Origin of the sequence: Tepidimonas fonticaldi (genome assembly GCF_007556755.1) — a bacterium.
In the GTDB taxonomy this organism is placed as follows: Bacteria; Pseudomonadota; Gammaproteobacteria; order Burkholderiales; family Burkholderiaceae_C; genus Tepidimonas; species Tepidimonas fonticaldi.
Genome location: NZ_VJOO01000015.1, coordinates 39,839 through 54,238, shown reverse-complemented (window position 1 = coordinate 54,238; position 14,400 = coordinate 39,839). Strand labels below are relative to the sequence as shown.

Here is a 14,400-nt window from a genome sequence, read left to right as displayed (position 1 = left end):
AATCCGCCCATGACGCCGCGCCCCATCCGCCACCAGTACGAAGACTTCATGCGCCATGTGTATGAGCATGGCGTGGTCAAGGCCGACCGCACCGGCACCGGCACGCGCAGCGTGTTCGGCTACCAGATGCGCTTCGACCTATCGGAGGGCTTTCCGCTGGTCACCACCAAAAAGGTGCATCTCAAAAGCATCATTCTGGAGCTGCTGTGGTTTTTGCGCGGCGAGCGCAACGTGCGTTGGCTGCAAGAGCGCGGCGTGACCATCTGGGACGAGTGGGCGCGCGCCGACGGCGACCTGGGCCCCATCTACGGCGTGCAATGGCGCTCGTGGCCAAAACCCGACGGCGGCCACATCGACCAGATCAGCGAGGTGTTGCATACCCTGCGTACCAACCCCGACTCGCGACGCATCATCGTCAGCGCCTGGAACGTCGCCGACCTGCCCCAGATGGCGCTGGCGCCGTGCCATGCGTTGTTTCAGTTCTACGTGGCCGACGGCCGACTGTCGTGCCAGCTCTACCAGCGCAGCGCCGACGTCTTTCTGGGCGTGCCGTTCAACATCGCCAGCTATGCGCTGCTGACGCACATGGTGGCGCAGCAGTGCGATTTGGGCGTCGGCGACTTCATCTGGACCGGCGGCGATTGCCACATCTACCACAACCACGTGGAGCAGGTGCAGTTGCAACTGTCGCGCTCGCCCTACCCCTACCCAACGCTGCGCATCCGCCGCCGCCCGCCGACCCTGTTCGACTACGAATTCGACGACTTCGAATTCCTGGACTACCAGCACCACCCGGCCATCAAGGCGCCCGTGGCGGTGTGAGCCGCCCCTACCCGTGATGCTGTCGCGCGCCCAAGCCCTGGGACTGGTGCCCTTGACGCTGATGTGGGGCGTCAACTGGCCGGTCATGAAACTGTCGCTGCAGGAGCTCTCGCCCCTGTTCTTCCGCGCCGTGACGATGACCGGCGGCGCGCTGTGGCTGTTCGCGTTCTATCACTGGCGCGGTGTGCGCCTGCCGCCCCGGCGCAGCGAGTGGCGCAGCATCGTCACGCTGGCACTGCCCAACATGCTGGGCTGGCACACGCTGGCCATCTTTGGCGTGGCCGCCCTGGCGTCCGGGCGGGCGGCCATCCTGGGCTTTACCATGCCGGTGTGGACGGTGCTGCTGGGGGCACTGTTCTTCGGCCAGCCGCTGACGCGGCGCACCTCCGTGGCGGCGCTGGCGGTGGTGCGGTAGGCCAGCAGCACGCCGTCTTCCCAGCGCGCGATCTCCCGGCCGCTCATGAAGATGGGCAGGCAGGCCAGCAGCGTGGCCACCCACCATCACCCACAGATCGAAGTTCAGGACAGCTTCGGAAATGGGCAGGCCACGGGGCGCCACCACGCCGGCCAGGCCCAGGCAGACAAGGATGTTGAAGATGTTGCTGCCCACCAGGTTGTCCACGACCAGATCGATGGTGCCGTTGGCGGCTGCGCCCACCGACACCGCCATCTCCGGCGCACTGGTGCCGAGGGCCACGATGGTCAAGCCTACCACCAGGGGCGAGATCCCCCAGGACAGTGACGACCGCGCGGCGCCGCGCGTGAGGCCCTCAGCCCCTGCCACCAGGACGACCACGCCAACGATGAGCAAAACGATGGACATAGCGTGGACCTCCTTCCCCGGATGCAATGTGGCGCCATCGTGCCATAGAGGCACACCTGGCCGCAGACCGACAGAACGAACCGTTTGTTTGTTATAATGAACTCACATCGATATCTATCAGGAAAACCTCGTGAGCACCGTCTCAGCCATCGGCAGGAATCTGCTGCGATTTAGGGAACAGCGAGGGCTCACGCTGGCGGGCTTGTCCGAGCGCAGCGGGGTGGCGAAATCGACCTTGTCGCAGCTGGAAAACGGCGAGGGCAACCCCACGATCGAGACCCTGTGGGCTGTGGCTAACGCCCTGGGAGTGCCCTTCGGCCAGCTGGTCAACGAGGAACTGAGCGACGGCGGCGAGCTGTCGGACAAGGGGGTGATTGTTCGATTAATCGAAAAATCGACCGACGACCCCGAGATCGAGGTCTATCTGATCGAACTGCGGCCAGGCTGCCGCAAGGACTCCGCCCCGCATCCGGAAGGGGTGAAGGAACGCATCACGGTGCTGTCCGGGGCCATGCTGGTGGGGCAGGCCGACCGGCCGCGCATGGTGAGGGCTGGCGACACTCACACCTTCGACGCCGATGTGCCGCATGTGTACGCAGCCACCGAGCAAGGCGGGCGGGCCATGGTGGTGATCGTGTATCCGCCCAAGACGTATTCGGCCAGTGCCTCCACGCTCTACCTAGAGTGGCCCCAGGCCCCGAGCGCCTGGGAGGGAGTGCGCAGCGTGATGGAGCGCGCCCTGCTGGAGGTGTCCAACGGCCTGGGCGCGCGCATCCTGCGACTGCGCGGTGAGCCGCTCAATGGGCGTGACGGCCTGCTCAAGCTGCGCCAGATGCAGCACGAGGCCACCGCCGGTCCCTGGCGCTGGCCGGTGCTGTCGCTGGTGGAAGACGACGCCCAGGGGCCGTATGTCGCCGTGGTGCCCATGCCCCTGACCGGAGCCTTTGCCCAACCCGACCAGGCACCGCCCGCCTGGGCCAACGCCGACCTGCCGGCTGCCGCCATCCGCCTAGCCCGGCTGGCGGAATCGCCCTTCATCGAGCTGGGCGCGCCCGAAACGGCTGCGATCCAGGCTCATTTGGAGGGCCACAGCTGGGTGCTCAACAGCCTGGCCGCTGAGGTGCTGCTGCAGCGGGGGCGCATGTGCATGCCGCGGCAGCTGCATCACGTGCGCCCGGCGCCCGCAGCGGCGCAGCGCGGCGGCCGGGACGGGCCGTTCTCCAGCCGCATCGACGTGGAGCAGTACGATACCTTCGAGCTGCTGCACCCCGCCTACGCCCGCCAAGTAGTGGCCGCCGCCCAGGATATCGCAAGCTTCGCCGGACCGCAGCCCGCCTTGCAGGCCATCGACGTGGGCGCAGGGCCGGGTCTGCCGTTGCTGATGCTGCACGAGCTGCATCCGGGTTGCCGTTTCCTGGCCGTCGAACCCGACGAGGCGGCGTTTGTGTGCCTGCAGCGCAATGCCCACGGGGTTGAGGGCATCGAGCTGCATCACGGCGGCTTCCTGGAGCTCGACCTGCCGAGCGGCGAGACACCGCTCATCACCTCTTTCGGCGCCTCGCACCACTTCAACACAGCCTTCATGCTGCAAAAGGCCATGCAGCTGCTGCAGCCCGGCGGGCTGCTGGTGGTGGCCGACGAGTTCCTGCCCGAATTCGCCAGCGTGGATGAACGCAACCTCGCCCTGGTGCGCCACCACAGCGCCTACCTGCTGGCCAGCATGGCCTGGGTGGGTGAGCCGCCGGCCTCCGAAGGGGGGCTGGACCTCAGGCTCTACCGCGACTTGCGCCGCTCCATCATCATGGCCATGGTCGCGGCCACCGAGGGCAAATCGACCCAGGCGGTGAGCCTGTGCCGTAACCTGTATGCGCGCCTGTGCGAGTCCGGTTTGCGCGAGCGCCCTGCACATGAGATCGGGGCCTTCGTGCGCTTCTACTGGCTGGAGCTGCAGGCCATGGTAGCCGGCTTCGACTACGAGGTCGAGCGCAAGACCTTCCCGCGCCGCTTTGCCGGGCTGGCCGCGCTGGCCGGGCTGGAGTTGCGCCGCCATCGCCGGGTGTTTGCCACCACCGGCAGCGACGACTGGGGTGGGGGCACCCATGTCTTCACCTTTAGCAAGCCGGAGGGCGCATGACGCGGCAGGTGCTGCGCGGCCTGGGCGACAGCCTGGCCATTGCAGCGGGCTACGTGCCCGTGGCTTTTTCTTTCGGGCTGGCCGCCGTTCAGATGGGTTTGGGGGCTCCATGGGCCGTGGCCATCTCAGCCATCGTTTTTGCAGGGGCCAGCCAGTTCGTGCTGGTGTCCCTGCTCGCCGCCGGCGGCGGGCCGCTGACGGTGGTGCCCACCATCTGGCTGCTCAATGCCCGCCATCTGCTCTACGGTCGGGTGGTGGCCGAACAGCTCGCGCAGGCGCGCCCGGCCCGCGTGCGCCCGGCCCTGGCCTTTGGCCTGACCGACGAAGTCTTCGCCTGCGCGGCCGCGCGTTTGCCCACCCTGGCCCCGGCCCAGCGCGCGGGCTGGCTGGCTGGCCTGCAGGCCGGGGCTTATGGCGCGTGGATCGCTGGCACCTGGCTGGGGGCCGAGACCGGCGCCCAGCTGGTGGACCGGATCCCCCTGCTGCAGGAGGCTTTGCAGTTCGTGCTGCCGGCGCTCTTCCTGTCGCTGCTGCTGCAGATGGGGGTGCACGGACGTGGCCGGGCGCTGTGGGGGGCGGCGGGTGTCACGCTGCTGGGCCTGGCCCTGGGCCCGGCCCATGTGGCCATCCCGGCCGGCATGCTGGCCGGTGCGGCCCTCCAGTTGCTGCAGGCACACGTGGACGAGGACGGCGACGATGAGTGAAGCCGGCTGGATACAGCTGCTGACCGTGCTGGCCTGTGGGCTGGGCACCTTCCTGCTGCGCGCCTTGCCCTTCTGGTGGGGGCTGCGTCAAAGTACCGAGCGTTCGAACCTTATCCGCCGCTGGTCCTCGGCCATCGGCCCGGCCGCCATCGCCGCCCTGCTGGTGGCCTCGCTCTTCCCCCTGCTGTGGCCAGCCGCCGGCCCCACCCGCGCCCTGCCCACGGCCGTTGCCATCGCCGCCGTGATCCTCCTCCAGCGCCTGCGCGGGGGGCTGGCGGCCTCCACGCTGCTGGGCACGGGGGTGTATGCGTTGATGTTGTGGGTGAGCGGGTGACGCGTTGTACCCAGCCACCCCCTGATTTACTCTTGACTATTTGATTTATCTGTGGTTTTCGCGCTTTCTCGGCTCAAATATCTCCCCATTTCACATCCTCATATGCGCGAGCTCTGGGAGTTTTTGTCAAGTTTGCCTGCCCCGTCACCGACGATTTCTTCCGCTCTCGCATCGACCACATGATCGATCTGCGCCACCCGCTGGCGGTGCTGGCCTCTCGCATGCCCTGGCAGCAAATCGAAGGATCGGTGGCGCATCTGTTGTCGCGCAAGGCGCGCTCGGGCATCGCCATGCCCGATCTCGATCTGTTTAGTGAACAAGTCCAGCGCAGCGAACGCTTGAGCCACGCGGGGCGTCCTCGCGTGCCGCTGCGCATCATGATCAGCCTCCTGTATCTCAAGCACGCCCTCAACGAGTTGGACGAAGGGGTGGTCCAGCGCTGGCGCAATGCTGGCGCGACTGTATCAGCAAGGGCAAGGCCCGAACACCCGACGAATTCGGTGTCAAGGTGGGCATTGCCAGCACGCACAAGGGCAACCTGATCGTGGGCGCGCGGGCCTTCCATGGCCATCCGTATGACGGACACACCCTGCGCGAACAGCTCGAGCAGGCCACGATCCTGATGCAAGACTGTGCGGTCGAGCCCGCGACGGTGTTCGTCGATCGGGGCTACCGGGGGGTGGATGCGCTGCAACTCGGATGTGCGCATCGTGCACCGAGGCAAGACCCCACAGATCAGCAAGCAGGAGAGTAAGCTGCTCCGGCCACGAAAACATCGAGCCCATCCCCTCTTTTGCGCCTGTTGCGGCAGGCCGAGGCGGGGGTGGGGGCGATATCGCTCAGGCCAGGCTCGATGCACGCAAAACTGGGGCTCGGGTGAAAATTTCAGGGGCGACTGAGTGTACCTGGCTTATAACCTAGGCTCACAGCATCGGCGTAACTCTGCACCCGTGTACCGAGTCAACGAAAGCAGAGTTTTCAGACCCCTTCCTGTTTGCGGCTGATAACCGCCGTCTCGCGAGGGATTCGACCGAGAAATTCGTATCCGCGACCTGCCCGCCCCTGAACCGCGCGTTCCTCACGCCCGCGGCAGCGTCACGCCCCGCTGCCCCTGGTACTTGCCGCCGCGGTCGCGGTACGAGACGTCACAGACCTCGTCGCTCTCGAAAAACAGCACCTGCGCGCAGCCTTCGCCGGCGTAGATTTTCGCCGGCAGCGGAGTGGTGTTGGAAAACTCCAGCGTCACATAGCCTTCCCACTCGGGCTCGAAAGGCGTGACGTTGACGATGATGCCGCAGCGGGCGTAGGTGCTCTTGCCCAGACAGATGGTCAAGACGTTGCGCGGGATGCGGAAGTACTCCACCGTGCGCGCCAGCGCGAAGCTGTTGGGCGGGATGATGCAGTGGTCGCCGTGGAAATCGACGAAGCTCTTTTCGTCGAAGTTCTTCGGGTCCACCACCGTGCTGTGGATGTTGGTGAAGACCTTGAATTCGGGCGCGCAGCGGATGTCATAGCCGTAGCTGCTGGTGCCGTAGCTGATGACCTTGCGGCCCTCGACCTCGCGGATCTGGCCTGGCTCGAACGGCTCGATCATGCCGTATTCCTCCGCCATGCGGCGGATCCATTTGTCGCTCTTGAGGGTCATGGTGCGCAGGGGTGCCTGTGGGTGATCGGCGCATTGTACGAAGGCCGCTTCGCCCCCAGGCCTTGGCGCTCGGTCACGACAAGGCCGCTGGGGTCCAGGCCCTGGCTGACCACGAAGGGCCCGCCAGCGCGCCGTCAGGTCTGCGCCGCCGCGTCGGCGAACGCGCGCTCCAGGGCCGCCAGGTGCCGCGCGCGCGTGGCGTCGTCGAGGAACGCCGCCTCGAAGCCGTTGGCCAGCAACCGCCACGCCGCGCGCGCGTCCAGCCCCAGCGCCTGCACCGTCTGCACCAGGTTGTCGGCGACGTAGCCGCCGAAGTAGGCCGGATCGTCGGAGTTGACGGTGACGCACAGGCCAGCCTCCAGCAACGTGCGCAGGTTGTGCGACGCCAGGTCCGGAAACACGCACAGCCGCACGTTGGACAGCGGGCACACCGTCAGCGGCACGCGCTCGCGCGCCAGCCGCTGCAGCAGCGCCGCGTCGTGCACCGCCTGCACGCCGTGGTCGATGCGCTGCACCTGCAGCAGGTCCAGCGCCTGGCGGATGTAGTCGGGCGGCCCCTCCTCGCCGGCGTGCGCCACCCCGTGCAGCCCCAGCGCCCGGGCGCGCGCGAACACCCGCTGGAACTTGGCCGGCGGGTGGCCCAGTTCGCTCGAGTCCAGCCCCAGGCCGATGAAGTGCTCCCGCCACGGCAGCGCCGCCTCGAGCGTCGCCAGCGCCTCGTCCTCGCTCAGGTGGCGCAGCACGCACAGGATCCAGCGCACCGTCAGGCCCAGCTCCGTCTCGGCGCGCCGCTGCGCCGCCACCAGCCCCTCGAACACCGCCGCCAGCGGCACACCGCGCGCGGTGTGCGTCTGCGGGTCGAAGAAGCACTCCGCGTGCACGACGCCGTCCGCAGCCGCGCGCTGGAAGTACGCCCACGCGAGGTCGTGGAAGTCCTGCGCGTCGCGCAGCACGCCGGCGCCGGCGTAGTACAGATCCAGAAAGCTCTGCAGGCTGGTGAAGGCGTAAGCCGCGCGCACCGCCTCGACGTCGGCGTACGGCAGCGCTACGCCATGGCGGCGCGCCAGGGCCAGCATCATCTCCGGCTCCAGCGTGCCCTCGATGTGCAGGTGCAGCTCGGCCTTTGGCGCGCGCTTCAGCAGCTCGACGAGCCGCCCGGGGCCGATGCGCTCGAAAGCCAGGTCGGGTTCAGGGATCATCGCGCGCCCCTGTTCAGCAGACGCCGAAGGTGATGCCGGCCGCGCGCAGGTAGCGCCGGTAGGCGGCGCTCAGGCGGTCGGCGGCGCACATCGCCTCGCCGCCGAAGAGCGGCAGGCGCTTCGGAGTCTGGGACTCGAGGATCGGGCGGTCCTGCGCGAAGATGGCGCTCTGGAACTCGCGCAGCGCCGCGTCCGGGGTGGTGGTGTCGGTGGTGTGCTGCACGAACCAGACGCGGCAGGTTTCCGGCGTCGTCGGGCAGGCCCACATGACGTAGGCGTCGGCCGGGGCGTCGCCCTCGGGCTGCTTCTGCAGCAGCGCGGCGTAGGGACTGAGCACCTCGTAGCGGTAGCGCACCCAGGCGCCGCCCTGCGCGCGGGCAGTGGCGCGCGGCTGCCAGGCCGGGTAGTCCGGCACGACCGGGCGGCCGTCGGCGGTCAGCGTCACCTCGTACGGCGGCACCTCGGCGTGCGTCGGCGCGCCGAGCCAGCCTTCGTGCACGTAGGCAAAGTGCGCGGTGTCGAGGAAATTCTCGATCGCGCGCGGGGCGCTGGTGGCCACGTCGAACGGCCCGTGCACGACGCGCCGCGGCGGCAGAGGGGGCAGCGACGGCGGCGCGGGCGCGACGGGGGTGCCCAAGCACACCCACAGCAGCCCGTGCGCCTGCGCCACCGCATGGCGGCAGGCGGCGTGACCGTCCGGTGGCGCAAAGCCCGGCAGCGCCGGGATCGCGCGGCAGCGGCCGTCGCCGTCGAAGCGCCAGCCGTGGTACGGGCACCGCAGCTGCCCCTCCACCACCGCGCCGAGGGACAGGCGCGCGCCGCGGTGCGGGCAGCGGTCGGCGAACGCCTGCACCGCACCCGCGCCGTCGCGCCACAGCACGAGCGGCTCGTCCAGCAGCGTAACCGGCACCGGCGCCGCGCCGACGTCATCGGCCAGCGCCACCGGCCACCAGTGGTCGCGCTCGACCATCACTTGCCAGCCGGGATCTTGCCTTCCACGCCCTTGACGAAGAAGTTGACCTTGTCCTTCCAGTCCTGGTCGGCCTTGACGCCCTTGGCCAGCACTTCCTTGCCGGTGTTGTCGACGATCGGGCCGGTGAAGACCTCGAACTCGCCGCTCTTGAGGCCCGCTTTGACCTCTTCGACCTTCTTCTTGGCCGCCTCCGGCACCACGTCGGCGATCTTGATCAGGTCGTTGAGGCCTTCCTTGACACCCCAGACGGTGCGCTTGGTCTGCCACGTGCCGTCCAGCACCTCCTGCACGGCCTGGACGTAGTACGGACCCCAGTTGACGACCGCCGAGGCCAGGTGCGCCTTCGGACCGAAGCTGCTCATGTCGCTGTCCCAGCCGAAGGCGTACTTGCCGTTCTTCTCGGCGGTCTGCAGCACGGCGGTGGAGTCGGTGTTTTGCAGCAGCACGTCAGCGCCCTGGTTGATCAGGCTCTGCGCGGCCTCGGTCTCCTTCGGCGGGTCGAACCAGGAGTTGACCCACACGACCTTGAGCTTGATGTTGGGCTTGACGGTCTGCGCACCCAGCACGAAGGCGTTGATGTTGCGCAGCACCTCGGGGATGGGGAACGAGCCGACGAAGCCCAGCGTGCCGGTCTTGCTCATGTGCGCGGCGATGATGCCGGCCATGTAGGTGTCCTGGTAGAAGCTGGCGTCGTAGATGCGCATGTTCGGCGCGGTCTTGTAGCCGGTGGCGTGCTCGAATTTCACATCCGGAAACTCTTGCGCCACCTTCAGCATCGGCTCCATGTAGCCGAACGACGTCGCGAAGATGATCTTGTTGCCCTGCGCGGCCAGGTCGCGGATCACGCGCTCGGCGTCGGCGCCTTCCGGCACGCTCTCGACGAAGGTGGTCTGCACCTTGTCACCAAAGTGCGCCTCCACCGCCTTGCGGCCGAGGTCGTGCGCAAACGACCAGCCGGCATCGCCCACCGGACCGACGTAGACCCAGGCGGCCTTCAACGGCTCGGGCTTGGGCGCCTGCGTGGCCGGGGCGGGGGCCGGGGCGGGGGCGGCCTCCTCTTTCTTGCCGCAGCCCACGAGGGCGCTGCCCGCCACCAGCCCCAGCGCCGCGGCCTTGGCCGCGGTCTTGAGCCATTCGCGCTTGTTCGCATCGATCATGGAAGTACTCCTGTGTGAAAAAGGGGGATGTTACGACCCGGGATAAAACGGCTTGCCCAGGGACTGGGGCATGTGGGTGCGGATCCACAGCGGGCTGCGGGAAATCAGCACCAGCACCACGATGGTGGCCAGGTAGGGCATCATGGTCAGGAACTGGCTGGGCACCTGAACCCCCATGCCTTGCAGGTGAAACTGCAGCATCGTCACGCCGCCAAACAGATACGCACCAAGCAAAACCCGTGCCGGCCGCCAGGTGGCAAAAGTGGTCAGCGCCAGCGCGATCCAGCCCTTGCCGGCGATCATGCCTTCGACCCACAGCGGCGTGTAGACGGTGGACACATAGGCCCCGGCCAACCCGCACAGCGCGCCCCCGACCACCACCGCCAGCAGCCGAATGCGGCGCACCGGGTAGCCCAGGGCGTGGGCGGACTCCGGGTTCTCGCCCACGCTGCGCAGCACCAGTCCGGTGCGTGTGCGGTCAAAAAACCACACCAACCCTATCGCCAGCGCAACCGCCGCATACACCAGCGCATGCTGGCGAAACAGCGCGGCGCCCAGAAAGGGCAGATCCCCCAGCAGGGGTACATGGGGCGCGACCAGCTCCGGCAGCTTGTACTGGGTGTAGGGCTGCCCCCCGAAAGCGGACAGCCCGGCGCCAAACAGGCTGAGCGCCAGCCCGGTGGCGTACTGGTTGGTGTTGAGGTAGATGACCAGCCAACCGAAGACCAGCGACAGCAGCGCCGCCACCCCCATGCCGGCCAGAAAGCCCAGCGGATGCGCCCCAAAGTGCACCACCGCCGCAAAACCGGCCAGCGCGCCGCACAGCATCAGCCCCTCGGCGCCCAGGTTGACGACGCCCACCTTCTCGTTGATCAGCAGCCCCAGCGCCGCGATGGCCAGCACCGTGCCGGCGTTGAGCGAGGCCGCAATCAGCAGGGCAACGGACTCCATCAGCCCTTCCTCCAGCGCAGACGATAGTGGATGAGCGTGTCACAGGCCAGCAGCGCAAACAGCAACAGGCCCTGGAACACCCCAGTGATGGACTTGGGCAGCCCCAGGCGGGACTGGGCCAGTTCGCCACCGATGTAGAACATGCTCATGAGGAGGGCCGAGCCGACGATGCCCACGGGGTGCAAGCGCCCGACGAAGGCCACGATGATGGCCGCAAACCCGTAGCCCACCGGCACGTGGGGCGTGAGCTGGCCCACCGGACCGGCCACCTCCAACGCCCCGGCCAGACCCGCCAGCGCCCCGGTGACGCCCATGGCCACCCACAGCGCCGTGCGCGACGAAAACCCCGCATAGCGGGCGGCCGCCGGCGCCAGCCCGCCGACCTGCTGCGCAAAACCCGCGCGCGTGCGGAACAAAAAGAGCCAGACCGCCACCACCGCCCCCAGGCCCAGCAGCAATCCCAGGTGGACGCGCAGCCCCTCGAACAGCCGCGGCACCTGTGCCGTGGCGTCGAAGCGCTGTGTCTGCGGGAAGTTGAAGCCCATCGGATCCTTCCACGGGCCATAAACCAGGTAGTTGAGCACCTGCACGGCCACATAGACCAGCATCAGGCTGACCAGGATCTCGTTGGCGTTGAAGCGGTCGCGCAGCAGCGCCGTGAGGCTGGCCCACGTCAGCCCGCCCGCCACGCCCGCCAGCAGCACCAGGGGCCAGACCGCAAAACCCGCCCCCTGCAAGGCCAGGGCCGTGCCGCTGGCGCACACCGCGCCGATGACGAACTGCCCCTCGGCCCCGATGTTCCACACATTGGAGCGAAAACCGATCGCCAGGCCCAGGCCGATCAGCAGCAGGGGCGTGGCCTTGAGCAGCAGCTCGCTCCAGGCGCGGGCGTTGCGCACCGGCTCCCAGAAAAAGACGCGCAGACCGGCCACCGGGTCCTTGCCCAGCGCGGCAAACAGGGCCATGCCAATCAGCACGGTCAACGCAATGGCCAGCAGCGGCGAGGCGTAGCTCCACGCCGCCGAGGGCTGGGGGCGCATCTCAAGCCGCAGCATGGCGCGCCTCCTCGGCCTGGGGCCACAAGCCGGACATCCACTCGCCGATGCGCTCCACGCTGGCCTCGGCCACCGGCACCGAGGGCGAGAGCCGGCCGCGGGCGATCACATACAGCCGGTCGCACAGCTCGAACAGCTCGTCCAGCTCCTCGCTGACGACCAGGACCGCGCAGCCCGCCTCGCGCAGGGCGACGATTTCGCCGCGAATCTGCGCGGCCGCCCCCACGTCCACCCCCCAGGTGGGCTGCGAGACGATGAGCACCGAGGGGCGGGCCTCGATCTCGCGCCCGACGATGAACTTTTGCAGATTGCCCCCCGACAGCGACTTGGCCGCGGCATCCGGCCCCGCGGCCTTGACCCCGTAACGCGCGATGATGTCGTTGGCCTGGGCCCGCAGCGCCCCCAGGCGCAGCCAGCCGCCGCGCCCCACGGCGTCGCGGCGCGTCAGCAGCAGGTTGTGCGCCAGCCCCAGCGTGGGGACGGCCCCGCGGCCCAGGCGCTCCTCCGGCACGAAGTGCAGGCCCTGCCGGCGCCGCCGCCCCGGACCGGCGCGGGCGATGTCGCGCCCCGCCAGCCGGACCGAGCCCGCGGGGGCCGACGTCGTTTCGCCCGACAGCGCATAGAGCAGCTCGCGCTGGCCGTTGCCCGACACCCCCGCGATACCGACGATCTCGCCCGCGCGCACCTGCAGGGCGATGTCGTGCAAATCGGTGCCGAACGGCTCGCCGCTGGGCAGCGTCAGGCCGCGCACGTCCAGCACCACATCCCCGCTGGGCGCGCGGTGGGGCGGCAGGGTGGGCGGCTCGCTGCCGATCATCAGGCGCGACAGGTCCGCGTTGCTGGCCTGCCGCGGATCGCACACGCCGGTCACGCGCCCGCCGCGCATCACCGTGCAGGTGTCGCACAGGGCGCGAATCTCGTGCAGCTTGTGGCTGATGTAGAGGATGCTGCAGCCCTCGGCGGCCAGTTGGCGCAGCACGACGAACAGGCGCTCGACCGCCTGCGGCGTGAGCACCGAGGTCGGCTCGTCCAGGATCAACAGTTGCGGCTGGGTCAGCAGCGCGCGCACGATCTCCACCCGCTGGCGCTCGCCCACGGACAGTGTGTGCACGGGCCGGCGCGGATCGATCTCCAGACCGTACTCGTGGGCCTTCATCTCGATCGATTCGGTCACCTCGCGCAGCGACAGCGTGGCGTCCAGGCCGAGCCAGACGTTCTCGGCCACGGTCAGCGTCTCGAACAGGCTGAAGTGCTGGAACACCATGCTGATGCCCAGCGCACGCGCCTCCTGCGGATTGCGCACATGCACCGGACGGCCGTTGAAGAGCATCGCGCCGTCGTCGGGTTTGACGGCCCCGTAGATGATCTTCATCAGGGTGGATTTGCCGGCGCCGTTTTCGCCCAGCACGGCGTGGATGCTGCCCGGCAGCACCTCCAGCGAGACGCCGTCGTTGGCCACCACGCCGGGGTAGCGCTTGGTGATGTGGTGCAGTTGCAATCGGGGCGGAGGGCTCATGGCGCGGGGTCGGTGCCGATCATGGGCGCGCGGGCCGGATCGCGGCGGCGCGAAGGTGCGGATGGTAACGGGGTTTGGCCGTCGGGCGGCGGATCGGCCAAGCCCGCGGCCACTTCGCGGATGGTCTGGCGCAGCCACTGGGCGGCGGGCGAACCGTGCGTGCGGTCGTGCCAGAGCTGGTAGTACAGCAGGCGCGGAAAGGCCAGCGGGGGCTCGACGATGGCCACCGGCAGCGCCTGCAAAAACCGCTGGCAGTACTGCCGCCCGGTGGTCAGCACCAGCAGACTCTGGCTGACCATGGCCGGAATCAGTCCGAAGTGCGGGCAGCGCACGACGATGTTGCGCGTCAGCCCCTGCCGGGCCAGGTGCTCGTCGATGGCGCCGCGCGCGCCAGGGGCCAGCGGCGTGGGGGCCACGTGGTCGGCCTGGAGCCAGTCTTCCAAGGTCCAGCCCCGGCGCAGGGCCGGATGGCGGGTGGACACCAGGCAAACCACCTCGTCCCCAAACAAACGCCCCTGGTGCAGATCGTCCGGCACCGCGGGCCAGTTGCCGATCACCACGTCAACCTCGCCCAGCGCGAGGCGCTGCCGGTAGTCGGTGCTGCCGGCCAGGGGCTGGATGTCCAGCCGGGCCAGCGGCGCCGCGGCCTTGACGCGCGCGACCAGCCGCGGCAAAAACCAGGGGTCCAGATAGTCGCTCGCCGCCACCGCGAAGGTGTGCGGGCTGCTGGCCGGATCGAAGGCGCGCGCGCCGCCGAGCATGGTCTCGGCCTGGCGCAGGATTTCGGCAGCGGGGGCGATCATGCGCTGGGCGACCGCCGTGGGCACCATGGCCGCACCGGTGCGCACGAGCAGCGGATCGCCGGTGAGCCGCCGCAGGCGGCGCAGCGCGGCACTGACCGCCGGCTGGTGCATCCCCAGCCGGACGGCGGCCCGCGTGACACTGCGTTCGGTCAACACCGTGTGCAACACCCGTATCAAATGGATGTCGATGCTGTCCCAGGGAACCGGTCGTGACATACTGCATCGATTATGCCTTGCATAATCCCGACGGCATGACGGGGCTCGCCCGTGCGCGTACTCTGTCG

14 protein-coding genes and 2 pseudogenes are annotated in these 14,400 nt (G+C 68.7%); 7 read left to right on the top strand and 9 right to left on the bottom strand.

Translation table 11 applies throughout. The features are described from left to right. Window positions 1-9: 9 nt before the first annotated feature. Both Tfont_RS08690 and Tfont_RS08685 read left to right on the top strand, forming a co-directional pair. Window positions 10-822: a thymidylate synthase gene (locus Tfont_RS08690; protein ID WP_143969138.1), complete on the top strand. Its 813-nt coding sequence runs from the start codon at window positions 10-12 to the stop codon at window positions 820-822. Between the two features lie 16 nt (window positions 823-838). After that, a complete protein-coding gene (locus tag Tfont_RS08685) occupies window positions 839-1,237 on the top strand; it encodes a DMT family transporter (protein WP_143969137.1) in 399 nt (132 codons plus the stop codon). Between the two features lie 141 nt (window positions 1,238-1,378). On the opposite strand, the pseudogene Tfont_RS15035 reads toward Tfont_RS08685, so the two are convergent. Continuing rightward, window positions 1,379-1,645 (bottom strand): annotated as a pseudogene (locus Tfont_RS15035) (calcium/sodium antiporter); the annotation flags it as partial. Between the two features lie 130 nt (window positions 1,646-1,775). Between Tfont_RS15035 and Tfont_RS08675 the strand changes: the two are divergent. The 5 genes and pseudogenes from Tfont_RS08675 to Tfont_RS14760 form a co-directional block, all read left to right on the top strand. Next, window positions 1,776-3,779 (top strand): helix-turn-helix domain-containing protein, encoded by a 2,004-nt coding sequence (locus Tfont_RS08675; protein WP_143969136.1) that lies wholly within the window; start codon window positions 1,776-1,778, stop codon window positions 3,777-3,779. Further along, window positions 3,776-4,483, top strand: coding sequence for an AzlC family ABC transporter permease (locus Tfont_RS08670; protein ID WP_143969135.1), 708 nt, complete (start codon window positions 3,776-3,778; stop codon window positions 4,481-4,483). The genes Tfont_RS08675 and Tfont_RS08670 overlap by 4 nt, the downstream gene beginning before the upstream one ends. Then, complete coding sequence (locus Tfont_RS08665; protein ID WP_185974504.1) at window positions 4,476-4,817, top strand: AzlD domain-containing protein; 342 nt, start codon at window positions 4,476-4,478, stop codon at window positions 4,815-4,817. The genes Tfont_RS08670 and Tfont_RS08665 overlap by 8 nt, the downstream gene beginning before the upstream one ends. 179 nt (window positions 4,818-4,996) lie before the next feature. Then, the gene (locus tag Tfont_RS14555; RefSeq protein WP_221934282.1) at window positions 4,997-5,359 is read left to right on the top strand and encodes a hypothetical protein; all 363 of its coding nucleotides are present in this window, start codon (window positions 4,997-4,999) and stop codon (window positions 5,357-5,359) included. Continuing rightward, window positions 5,275-5,499: pseudogene (locus Tfont_RS14760) on the top strand (IS5/IS1182 family transposase); the annotation flags it as partial. The gene Tfont_RS14555 and the pseudogene Tfont_RS14760, both read left to right, overlap by 85 nt. A 396-nt stretch (window positions 5,500-5,895) precedes the next feature. Here the strand turns inward: Tfont_RS14760 and dcd are convergent. The 8 genes from dcd to Tfont_RS08620 all read right to left on the bottom strand — a co-directional run bounded on the left by dcd (window position 5,896) and on the right by Tfont_RS08620 (window position 14,332). Then, the gene (gene dcd / locus Tfont_RS08655) at window positions 5,896-6,462 is read right to left on the bottom strand and encodes a dCTP deaminase (protein WP_143969133.1); all 567 of its coding nucleotides are present in this window, start codon (window positions 6,460-6,462) and stop codon (window positions 5,896-5,898) included. Between the two features lie 134 nt (window positions 6,463-6,596). Beyond that, a complete protein-coding gene (locus tag Tfont_RS08650; RefSeq protein ID WP_143969132.1) occupies window positions 6,597-7,661 on the bottom strand; it encodes an adenosine deaminase in 1,065 nt (354 codons plus the stop codon). A gap of 13 nt (window positions 7,662-7,674) precedes the next feature. Beyond that, window positions 7,675-8,631 carry an aromatic ring-hydroxylating oxygenase subunit alpha gene (locus Tfont_RS08645; protein ID WP_058616445.1) on the bottom strand — a complete coding sequence of 319 codons (957 nt, stop codon included), beginning with the start codon at window positions 8,629-8,631 and terminating at the stop codon, window positions 7,675-7,677. Further along, window positions 8,631-9,791 (bottom strand): BMP family ABC transporter substrate-binding protein, encoded by a 1,161-nt coding sequence (locus tag Tfont_RS08640; RefSeq protein ID WP_143969131.1) that lies wholly within the window; start codon window positions 9,789-9,791, stop codon window positions 8,631-8,633. The genes Tfont_RS08645 and Tfont_RS08640 overlap by 1 nt, the downstream gene beginning before the upstream one ends. Window positions 9,792-9,821: 30 nt before the next feature. Continuing rightward, window positions 9,822-10,742 carry an ABC transporter permease gene (locus tag Tfont_RS08635; protein WP_068610308.1) on the bottom strand — a complete coding sequence of 307 codons (921 nt, stop codon included), beginning with the start codon at window positions 10,740-10,742 and terminating at the stop codon, window positions 9,822-9,824. Further along, entirely contained in the window at window positions 10,742-11,797 is a 1,056-nt protein-coding gene (locus Tfont_RS08630; RefSeq protein ID WP_143969130.1) for an ABC transporter permease, read from the bottom strand. The genes Tfont_RS08635 and Tfont_RS08630 overlap by 1 nt, the downstream gene beginning before the upstream one ends. Then, window positions 11,784-13,313 carry an ABC transporter ATP-binding protein gene (locus tag Tfont_RS08625; RefSeq protein WP_143969129.1) on the bottom strand — a complete coding sequence of 510 codons (1,530 nt, stop codon included), beginning with the start codon at window positions 13,311-13,313 and terminating at the stop codon, window positions 11,784-11,786. Before Tfont_RS08625 ends, Tfont_RS08630 begins: the two co-directional genes overlap by 14 nt. Continuing rightward, window positions 13,310-14,332 carry a LysR family transcriptional regulator gene (locus Tfont_RS08620; protein ID WP_143969128.1) on the bottom strand — a complete coding sequence of 341 codons (1,023 nt, stop codon included), beginning with the start codon at window positions 14,330-14,332 and terminating at the stop codon, window positions 13,310-13,312. The genes Tfont_RS08625 and Tfont_RS08620 overlap by 4 nt, the downstream gene beginning before the upstream one ends. Between the last annotated feature and the right edge of the window lie 68 nt (window positions 14,333-14,400).